The sequence below is a fragment of the Caldanaerobacter sp. genome (assembly GCF_049701115.1).
Taxonomy (GTDB): Bacteria; Bacillota; Thermoanaerobacteria; order Thermoanaerobacterales; family Thermoanaerobacteraceae; genus Thermoanaerobacter.
In genome coordinates, this window is the sequence record NZ_JBNATX010000048.1 from 1 (window position 1) to 9,739 (window position 9,739).

Sequence of the window (9,739 nt, forward strand, 5' to 3'; positions counted from 1 at the left end):
GAAGGCGGGGCGAGCGAAGCGAGCGGCCACCTGAGCCGTATGGCGAATTGGCCGGCACCCCGCCGGAGCTCGAAAAGTGAGCCTTAGTTTAGGCGCTTTGCAACTTACAAGCATTAACACAAAATGCCACTTAAATAAGAAGAACTTTGTCAACAGTTTTAAGGCAGGCTTTTTAGCCTGCCTTAAAATTATGGTATCAAAACCTCATCTTTATAAGGGTCATATACGTAGTATAAAAAACCTTCTTTTAGAGAAATTTGAAATACAAGTTTGTCTTGCTGCCAGAATTGAGGTGATATTTCCTCTATTTTTGTATCCTTAAATTTCAATCTTAGGTCTTCTTTTTTCCCTGTTTTGAGATTGTACACATAAACATTTGATTCTTCGGATATATCGTTATAAGCGAGTACAGCAAGGTATTTTCCGCTAGAATCTACTTTGATATCTGGTATAACTGTATTTTTAAGAGAATCTATTAGTTTAAATTCTTTTTTAGACATGTCATAACTTATTATCCAGGTTTGAGACCTATCAACAGTTTGTATTGTAAATAATACCGTGTTAGTTTGCGGACTATAAGTCAAAGTAGTGGCGTGGGTGTTAAGAGTATCTGACAAAATTTCTTTTGGGATTTCTCCTTTGTCAAAGAGCTTTGTTTCAACATTATTTTCTGTTTTATAAAAAGTTCCATTTTTTTCAATAAACTCCACAGTTCCTAAATCTTTTATGCTGTCAATTATATAGCCATTGCTATCAGGAGACAAATAGTAACGTGATTTATTCACAGAGCAATATCCGTTCATAATATATCCATAGGTCAAGGAAGCATCTACATAAGGTGTACTGCCTTCTGTGCCAGAATCCAATATTTCATAGGCTACAGGATGAGGGTTTGATACCGTCATTATTGGAGGAGGATTTTTCATCAGTACCCTTGCAAAATCTTCATCTCTTACTATTATTGCTTGCAAGAATTTCTTTACTACTTCTTCGGGAGATAATGTTTGTGTACCCAATTCTATTTTCATAAGCTGCATTATATTGCCTCTTATATCTTCGTTCAGGTTTTTCAGCACAAAAATGCTTTTTGAATCACTGCTCCACACGGGCCAGTAATAAGAGTATAAAGTAGTTGTTATATAGTTTTTAATTTCTTTTTCGGATATTTCTGGTGGTAGACTCTTTGGTACGTTTAATGTCACTTGTTTTTTGGTCGCTAAAGAAGAGGCATCTGCTATCCATATATTGTTCATATTTACACTAAATTCTATATCACCCATTTTTTCTTTTTTAAGTTCATTTTTTTCATAAGCTATATAATAGCCGTTTGGAGATACAGAGGGTCTTTTGCCTTCGTCAATTATTTTTTCACTGCCGTCTTTCAAGTTTTTATAGATTATCTTATTATCCCTTTCAAAGACTATAGCATCAGCATTTTTTACAAAAGAACCACAGCACCCGTCTGCCAGTTTGGTAATTTTTAAGTTTTTTAAATCTACAGTGTTGATATTGCTTTCTTTTACTTCAAAGCCGTGAGTCTCTCTTGGAACAATTACTTGTTCAGTGTAGATTATTTTATTTCCATCGGGTGAAAAAGTTGCGTCACTATAATAGGTATCTGAATCCTTGCTTTCAATTATTTTATTTTCTTTTCCATCATTTAAATCTTTTATATAAATCGCATTTTTACCGGCAGATGTGGTTGTTATAAATACTAATTTTGTTCCGTCTGGTGAAACAGCAACTTCGCCGGCAGGCTTATCAATTATTTTTTCAAAGCCTTTACTGTCATATCTATAAATTCCCTTTTCATGTAAAGGGACATATATAGTTCCGTTGTATTCTGCGATTTTGCCAGCATTTATTTTTCCTAAACTTATGAAAGAAATTTGATTTAAAATCTTTAATTCTTCTGCATTTACTTTTGTTATGAGATTGTCTTGCAGGTGTTTGATGCCGAAAGAAAAGACCATTAGAAGTACTGCTGCAGTTGCCGCGATTACTACACCCATCCTTTTCCATTTATTTCTTTTAAATCTTTTTTTAAGAGATTCTTTAAGCTGGTAATTTACAGGGATTAGTTCTTTTAGCCTGTTGAGATTTTCCTCTATTCTCTTTTCGTCCATTTTCATCCCTCCAGACATTTTATTACAAGATTTTTTAATTTTTGAATAATTCTAAAAGCCTTCATTTTTACTGCATCTTCAGTTTTTTCTACTATTTGTGATATTTCTCTATGAGTCATTCCGCCAAAGTATTTTAAATTTATAATTTCAATTTCTTCTTTAGGGAGAGAATAAATTGACTTTTTAAGACAATTTAATTCTACTTCCTTTTCAAGTTTGTCTTCAAATACATCGGGATAAGAATGCTCCATAATGAGTTCTTCTGATAGTAGGTTTTTTTTCATTCTATAATAGTCTGTTATAGTATTTCGGGCTATAGAAAAAATCCATGCCTTTGGGTTTGATTTTACTGTATTATACTTTTCAAAAGCTTTTTGAAAAATTTCGCTCACAATATCATCTGCATCCCATTTATTACCAATTTTGAAGTATACATATCGGTACATATCGTCAAAGTGTTTCTCATAAAATTCAATAAAACTTTCTGGCACAAATTTGGCCTCCCTTCCTTCCCTTTATTGACTCCTCCATCTTTATAGACGAGAATATACACAAAGAGTAACAATACTCTTGCATTTATTTCAGTTTTATAATAAAATAATGTACAAATCAATAAAAAATGCGATGAAGCGGAGCAGTAGGCAACGAGGGCTTTCAGAGAGCCGTTGGTAAGTGCGAAACGGTAGTTCCTGTTGCTGAAACTCGCCGCAGAGCAGGCGCACTGAAGTGAGAGTAGGTGCGCACGGTCTTCCGCCGTTATAGGGTTGAGGGGGCGCTTTTGCGCCAAAAAGAGTGGTACCGCGGAAGAGGTGGGTCTTTCGTCTCTTTGAGATGAAAGGCTTTTTTTAATGGAAGAATTAAAAAAAATAGAGGTGGAGGATATGGCGTATTCAGTAGATATTGACAGGAAATGGCAAAAAATTTGGGAAGAAACGAAACTCTATAAGTTTAATCCCGAAAATGTAGACAGAAAGCTTTACTGCTTGGAGATGTTTCCTTATCCTTCAGGAGCAAAGCTTCACGTGGGGCACTGGTATAATTATGGACCTACCGATTCATGGGCGAGAATGAAAAGGATGCAAGGTTGGGAAGTATTCCACCCTATGGGCTTTGATGCTTTTGGGCTTCCTGCTGAAAATTATGCCATAAAGACAGGCATACATCCTTATGACTCGACAATGGAAAACATAAGGACTATGGAAAGACAACTCAGAGAAATGGGAGTGACATTTGACTGGGACTATGAAGTTATAACCTGCTTGCCAGAATATTACAAATGGACCCAATGGATTTTTTTAAAGCTTTATGAAGCAGGACTTGCCTACAGGAAAAAAGCACCCGTAAACTGGTGCCCGAGCTGTCAAACTGTTCTCGCGAATGAGCAGGTAATTGATGGAAAATGTGAAAGGTGCGGAACTGAAGTTACAAAGAAGGAACTTACTCAGTGGTTTTTCAAGATAACTGCCTATGCGGAAGAACTTTTAGAAAAATTAGATGACCTTGATTGGCCTGAAAAAACTAAAATGATGCAGAGGAACTGGATTGGTAAATCTGAGGGTGCTGAGATAGAATTTAAAGTTGATGGTAAAGATTTGTCTTTTAAAGTCTTTACTACAAGGGCAGATACGCTGTTTGGTGCAACCTATGCGGTATTAGCTCCCGAGCACGAATTGGTAGATTTGATTACTACAGAGGAGTATAGAGATGCTGTTGAAGAATACAAGGAGTATGCCAAAAAGCAGAGTGAGATTGAGAGGCTTTCAACAGAAAAAGAAAAAACGGGAGTATTTACAGGAGCATATGCCATTCATCCATTGACAGGTGAAAAACTTCCCATTTGGATAGCTGATTATGTGCTGGTAACTTACGGTACTGGATGTGTTATGGGAGTTCCTGGCCACGATGAGAGAGATTATGAATTTGCTACTAAATACAATCTGCCTATAAAGAGGGTTATAAAAGGAGTTGGAGATGTAGACGACAGTCTGCCTTTTGTGGAATATGGGATTTTAGTAAATAGTGGAGAATTTGATGGGATGACATCTGAGGAAGCGAGAATAAAAATAGTCGAAAAATTGAAAGCAGAAGGAAAAGCAGAGTTTAAGGTAAATTACAGGATGAGAGACTGGCTTGTATCCAGACAGAGGTACTGGGGAGCTCCCATTCCTATAATCCACTGCGAACGCTGCGGAATAGTGCCTGTGCCAGAAGAGGACTTACCTGTACTTTTACCTTATGACGTTGAATTTGAGCCAACGGGAGAATCACCTCTTAAAAAGCATGCAGGCTTTATGAATGTTACATGTCCAAAGTGTGGAGGTCCTGCTTTAAGAGATCCTGATACTCTTGATACTTTTGTCGATTCTTCTTGGTATTATTTAAGATACCCTGATAATAAAAACGATAAAGAGCCTTTTAATAAAGAGTGGATAAATAAAATGCTCCCTGTAGATAAGTATGTAGGTGGGGCAGAGCATGCCACTATGCACCTTTTATACTCTAGATTCATAACAAAGGTTTTGAGAGACTTAGGGTATCTCGATTTTGATGAACCTTTCCTGTCACTGGTACACCAGGGCACGATTTTAGGGCCGGACGGACATAGGATGAGCAAATCGAGAGGGAATGTTATTTCGCCGGATGACTATATTAAGCAGTACGGTTCAGATGTATTTAGGCTGTATCTCATGTTTGGCTTTTCTTACTCAGAGGGTGGGCCATGGAGCGATGAAGGAATAAGAGCTATTGCTAGATTTGTTAACAGGGTAGAGAGGTTTATAGAAAAATTTATTGAGACCAGGGCAAATCCGGGCAAGACAAAAGAAGAAATAGAAGACCCGGAAAAAGAATTGAACTATGTGAGACACTACACTATAAAACATGTGACATTGGATGCTGATAAATTTGAATTCAACACTGCTATAGCTAGAATAATGGAACTTGTGAATGCTTTGTACAAATATGAAAATGAGGTTGAAGTAAAGAACATGAAATTTTATGAAGATGTGGTAAAGGATTTTGTGAAGGTTTTAGCTCCGTTTGCGCCTCATTTCTCTGAAGAGATGTGGGAAAGACTGGGTTATGAATACTCTGTTTTCAATCAGAAGTGGCCTGAATGGGATGAAAATGCCCTTGAAAGAGAGATGATAGAAATAGCCCTTCAGGTAAATGGGAAGGTTAGAAGCAAGGTTCAGGTTCCTTCAAATGCAACGGAGGAAGAGTTGAGGCAGATTGCCCTTTCTGATGAGAGGGTGAAGTCTTACCTTGATGGCAAAGAAATAAAGAAAGTGATAATTGTAAAAAATAGACTTGTGAATATTGTGGTAAACTAAGGCAGGGCTTGCCCCTGCTTTAATTTTTGTGGTATAATATACTTGCAAATGTTTGATAAACAAATAATTGTTTAGGAGTGTGTTAATGTGGCATTAACGCAAAGAGAAAAAGATATATTAAGACTCATAAAGAAAAATCCCATGATCTCGCAAGAAGAACTGGCAAAGATGCTGGGAATAAGCCGCTCAGCTGTAGCAGGGCACATAGCCAACCTCATGAAAAAAGGATTTATATTAGGTAGGGGCTATGTGGTAAGAGATTTAAAAGGAGTTACTGTAATCGGAGGTGCGAATATAGATATAAAAGGCAAACCCTACAAAGAGTTAAAGCAGCACACGTCAAATCCAGGTTATATAAACATAGCACCCGGAGGAGTAGGAAGAAATATCGCCCATAATCTTGCACAGCTCAATGTTCCTGTTACTTTTTTAAGTGTTGTAGGTAATGACGATGAGGGGAGGAGGCTTTTAGAGGAGACAAGGCAGGCAGGAGTTAATGTAGAAGAAGTGGTGATTTCAACGACGAGACGGACAGGCATATATCTTGCTATTTTAAATGCTATTGGGGATATGGATATAGCTCTTTCGGGTATGGACATTTTGGAGGAATTAAACATACAGTATCTTGAGTCCAAGACAGAAGTCATAAAAAACAGTGAGATTGTAGTTTTTGATGCCAATATTCCTGAAGAGAGCATAATATATGTGACTGAGTTATGTTATAACAATAATATCCCTGTTGTAGTGGAACCTGTCTCAATAGATAAGGCTCAAAAGCTAAAAGGCGTGTTAGACAAAATCGACTACATCACACCAAATAAAGAAGAGTTGGAATCTATTACAGGGATGAGCGTAGCAAATGACGAGGATATGAAAAAAGCGGTTAAATTTTTAAGACAAAAGGGAGTAAAAAATGTTATAGTGACATTAGGAGAAAGAGGTGTCTACGTTTCTTCAGAGGAATTAGAAAAGTTTATTGAGCCTTATAAAACTGATATTGTGGATGCTACTGGTGCTGGGGATGCACTGACAGCGGGACTGGTTTACGGTATTTTCAATGGATATTCGCTTGAGATTTCAATAAAAATGGGGCTTGCTGCAGCTTCTCTGACTATTTCTTCGCCTTATACGGTTAACCCGTTTTTAAATGAAAATCAATTAAAAAATATGGTAAAGGAGATTTGAAAAAATGCATAGATTTATTGATTTATCAGAAGAAGTTGATAAGGCTTTAAAAGAGGGGAAGCCTATAGTGGCTTTAGAATCAACTATAATATCTCACGGAATGCCTTATCCAGAAAATATTGAAACAGCTAAGGCTGTAGAAGAGATTGTGAGAAAAAATGGTGCTATTCCTGCAACAATTGCTATTATAAATGGGAAGATAAAAATAGGATTAAACGAAAAAGAATTGGAGTTTATGGGTACATCTAAAGAAATATTAAAGGCCAGCAGAAGAGATTTGCCTGTGATCTTAGCAAAAGGATTAAACGCCGCTACTACTGTTTCTGCCACGATGATTTGTGCAAACCTTGCAGGTATAAAGGTATTTGTGACAGGAGGAATAGGAGGTGTGCACAGAGGAGCAGAGGAAACTTTTGATGTATCTGCCGATTTACAAGAACTGGCAAATACAGATGTAGCGGTTGTATGTGCAGGGGCGAAAGCTATACTTGATTTACCCCGCACTTTAGAATATCTTGAAACTTTTGGTGTTCCTGTAATCGGATTTAAAACAGAAGAATTTCCTGCTTTTTATACAAGAGAAAGCGGACTCAAAGTGGATTACATGGTGGAAGATGAGGTAGAAGCTGCAAGGGTGATAAAAACTAAATGGGATTTGGGGCTTAAAGGAGGGATTTTAATAGCTAATCCCATTCCTGAAGAATATGCCCTAGACAGAGCTTATATTGAAAAAGCCATAGAAGAAGCCATTTTTGAAGCAGATAGGCTAGGAATAAGAGGCAAAGCTCTTACGCCATTTTTGTTAGAAAAGATAAAGGACCTGACAGGGGGCAAAAGTTTAAAAGCAAATATTGAACTTGTTAAGAATAATGCGAGAGTTGGGGCAAAAATTGCTGTGCAATTGAATAAACTGTATAAAGAGGCGTAAAACGCCTCTTTATACTTTATTGCCTTTTTTCTCTGTCATGAACTTCATCAATTATTTCCTGACGCATGTTCTGTATGCTTATAAGCCTGTTTCTATTTTTTTCTTTTATTCTCTCTATTTCTTCAGGTGAAAGCTCTTCTGCGTGTAGCTTTAGGTAATCTTCTGCTTCTCTATAATTTTCTATTGTATTGTGTATCATTTCTTGAAGCTTTTCAACGTTATCTGACCTATCATCGGGTTTAGGTTTTTTTGTGTATTTTTCTTCCCTTGCCATAAATATCACTCCTGTATATTTGTCTTTTCATATTTATTTTGTTCAGCAAAGGGCCAATTATGTGTTATAAAACAGATGAAATATTGAAGAAACTTTGGAATACAGTTATAATATTATAGTATGATTTAAAACTTCAAATCTGTTATAATATTAAAAACTTGGGGTGAAAAGCATGGCTCTTTACACGCTTACAATCGCACTAATATTTTTATACATTTTTGTAACAGGCTTTCATGATGAAGGGAATTTAATAGCTACTATCATATGTTCAAGGTCTATAGAAGCCAAAAAAGCTCTGATAATAGCTTCTATTGCTCAGTTTTTAGGACCACTTGTTATGGCAACTGCTGTAAGTACCACTATTGCTAAAGATGTAATAAAATACAATTATATCATGGAAAGTGGAGATAAGATCGTTTTATTAATACTTTGCGGTATATTGGGAGCGACTTTGTGGAATTTTATCACATGGTACTACGCCATTCCATCCAGTTCTTCTCATGCTATGATTGGAGGAATGCTTGGACCTTTTGTGATGGAATATGGTTTTCTTTCAGTGAATCTTTATGGGATAATGACGAAAGTGATAATACCTTTATTTTTTTCTCCTGTAATAGGATTTGGTGCAGGGTATGTTATTTCATTGTTTTTTTGGAGATTATTAAAGAATGCTCAGCCTTCTGTAAACGAGCTTCTTAAGAAAATGCAGTATGGCACAATGTTTTTGCTTAATGTGGTACAGAGCGCAAATGATGCACAAAAAGGCATGGGATTAATTGTAATTTTAATGATGTCAAAAGGATTTACGTCCAACTTTGGAGTTCCTTTTTTTGTAAAATATTTGGCGGCTTTTATGATATCTTTTGGCCTTTTATTTGGGGGATTTAGAATGATACAAAGTGTAGGAGGAAGGATGTACAGAGTAAGACCTATCCATTCCTTTAATGCTCAGCTTTCTTCCCTATTGGTAGTAACTGCAGCTACTTTATTTGGGGCGCCTATTAGCGGCACACAGCTTGTAAACTCTTCAATTTTAGGTGTTGGGGCAAGAGAAAGACCTAGTGCGGTTAGATGGCAGTTTGCGAAAGCGATATTTGCTGCATGGTTTACTACGATTCCCATTTCTTTTTCGTTTTCATCTATAATCTATATAATAATTGCTAGACTATTCTGAGAGGTGATGAGAATGAATGTATTTAAATGGCTTTTTACTGAAAGTGTCGACTTTTACAAACTATTACAAGAGCAGTCTAAGCTTACACTGCAGGGAGTAACTGCTTTAGAGAGATATATGCTGACAGGAAATGAAGAGGATGGCAAAGAAGTTACAAGGCTTGAAAAGCTGGCGGACAGGAAAAGAGAAGAACTTATAAAAGAGCTTGACAGAACCTTTATAACTCCTTTTGACAGAGAAGATATTTTTAACCTTTCTAAAGCCATTGACGATATACTAGATTATTCAGATAGTACAGTCGATGAGATGGAAATATATGAGCTTGAACCCACGCCAGAGTTGAGAGAGATTGTGGAAGTCATACGAATCAGCACGGAACTCATACATGAATCTGTCTGCAATTTAAATAAAGACAGAAAAGAAGGGATGAGGCAAGCACTACAGGCAAAGAAATACGAAAACAGAGTAGAAAATCTTTACAGAAAGAATTTAGCAAAGCTTTTTGAGGGGGAGGATATAAAATACATCTTAAAGATGCGAGAAATCTTTAGGCACCTGAGCAATTGTGCTGACAGAATAGATTTAGCAGGCGATATACTTGGCCATATTTATGTGAAGATGATTTAAGGGCAATATGCCCTTTCAGACTGTTGACAAAGTTTAAAAAGTGGCATTTTGTGTGTAAATGCGACTTGTTGTCAAAGCGATAACTAAACTTGG

General features: G+C 36.7%; 8 protein-coding genes and 1 other annotated feature. Of the genes, 5 read left to right on the forward strand and 3 right to left on the reverse strand.

Annotated features, from left to right (window positions below; genetic code table 11):
* Positions 1-188 precede the first annotated feature (188 nt).
* On the reverse strand, positions 189-2,126 hold the full coding sequence (locus ACPLVE_RS10210; protein WP_424611452.1) for a peptidase S9: 1,938 nt from the start codon (positions 2,124-2,126) through the stop codon (positions 189-191).
* A 2-nt stretch (positions 2,127-2,128) separates the two neighbouring features.
* A complete protein-coding gene (locus ACPLVE_RS10215) occupies positions 2,129-2,617 on the reverse strand; it encodes an RNA polymerase sigma factor (protein WP_424611453.1) in 489 nt (162 codons plus the stop codon).
* Between the two features lie 124 nt (positions 2,618-2,741).
* Positions 2,742-2,955: a binding site (T-box leader), on the forward strand.
* 52 nt (positions 2,956-3,007) lie between these two features.
* Here ACPLVE_RS10215 and leuS point away from each other — a divergent pair.
* The 3 genes from leuS to ACPLVE_RS10230 all read left to right on the forward strand — a co-directional run bounded on the left by leuS (position 3,008) and on the right by ACPLVE_RS10230 (position 7,571).
* Positions 3,008-5,458, forward strand: a complete 2,451-nt coding sequence (gene leuS / locus ACPLVE_RS10220) for a leucine--tRNA ligase (RefSeq protein WP_424611458.1) — start codon at positions 3,008-3,010, stop codon at positions 5,456-5,458.
* A gap of 87 nt (positions 5,459-5,545) precedes the next feature.
* Positions 5,546-6,643, forward strand: coding sequence for a carbohydrate kinase (locus ACPLVE_RS10225; protein ID WP_424611454.1), 1,098 nt, complete (start codon positions 5,546-5,548; stop codon positions 6,641-6,643).
* A gap of 4 nt (positions 6,644-6,647) precedes the next feature.
* Positions 6,648-7,571, forward strand: coding sequence for a pseudouridine-5'-phosphate glycosidase (locus tag ACPLVE_RS10230; protein WP_424611455.1), 924 nt, complete (start codon positions 6,648-6,650; stop codon positions 7,569-7,571).
* A gap of 16 nt (positions 7,572-7,587) precedes the next feature.
* Here the strand turns inward: ACPLVE_RS10230 and tlp are convergent, their stop codons facing one another.
* Positions 7,588-7,845 carry a small acid-soluble spore protein Tlp gene (tlp, locus tag ACPLVE_RS10235; protein WP_022588294.1) on the reverse strand — a complete coding sequence of 86 codons (258 nt, stop codon included), beginning with the start codon at positions 7,843-7,845 and terminating at the stop codon, positions 7,588-7,590.
* A gap of 172 nt (positions 7,846-8,017) precedes the next feature.
* Here tlp and ACPLVE_RS10240 point away from each other — a divergent pair, with 172 nt between their 5' ends.
* Positions 8,018-9,019 carry an anion permease gene (locus tag ACPLVE_RS10240; RefSeq protein ID WP_424611456.1) on the forward strand — a complete coding sequence of 334 codons (1,002 nt, stop codon included), beginning with the start codon at positions 8,018-8,020 and terminating at the stop codon, positions 9,017-9,019.
* Positions 9,020-9,031: 12 nt separating this feature from the next.
* Positions 9,032-9,646, forward strand: coding sequence for a DUF47 domain-containing protein (locus ACPLVE_RS10245; protein WP_424611457.1), 615 nt, complete (start codon positions 9,032-9,034; stop codon positions 9,644-9,646).
* Positions 9,647-9,739: the final 93 nt, after the last annotated feature.

Excerpts from the sequence above, each read along its gene's own strand:
- ACPLVE_RS10245 (WP_424611457.1), top strand. The coding sequence starts at position 9,032 with ATGAATGTATTTAAATGGCTTTTTACTGAAAGTGTCGACTTTTACAAA.
- ACPLVE_RS10240 (WP_424611456.1), top strand. The coding sequence starts at position 8,018 with ATGGCTCTTTACACGCTTACAATCGCACTAATATTTTTATACATTTTT.
- leuS (WP_424611458.1), top strand. The coding sequence starts at position 3,008 with ATGGCGTATTCAGTAGATATTGACAGGAAATGGCAAAAAATTTGGGAA.
- tlp (WP_022588294.1), bottom strand. The coding sequence starts at position 7,845 with ATGGCAAGGGAAGAAAAATACACAAAAAAACCTAAACCCGATGATAGG.
- ACPLVE_RS10230 (WP_424611455.1), top strand. The coding sequence starts at position 6,648 with ATGCATAGATTTATTGATTTATCAGAAGAAGTTGATAAGGCTTTAAAA.
- ACPLVE_RS10210 (WP_424611452.1), bottom strand. The coding sequence starts at position 2,126 with ATGGACGAAAAGAGAATAGAGGAAAATCTCAACAGGCTAAAAGAACTA.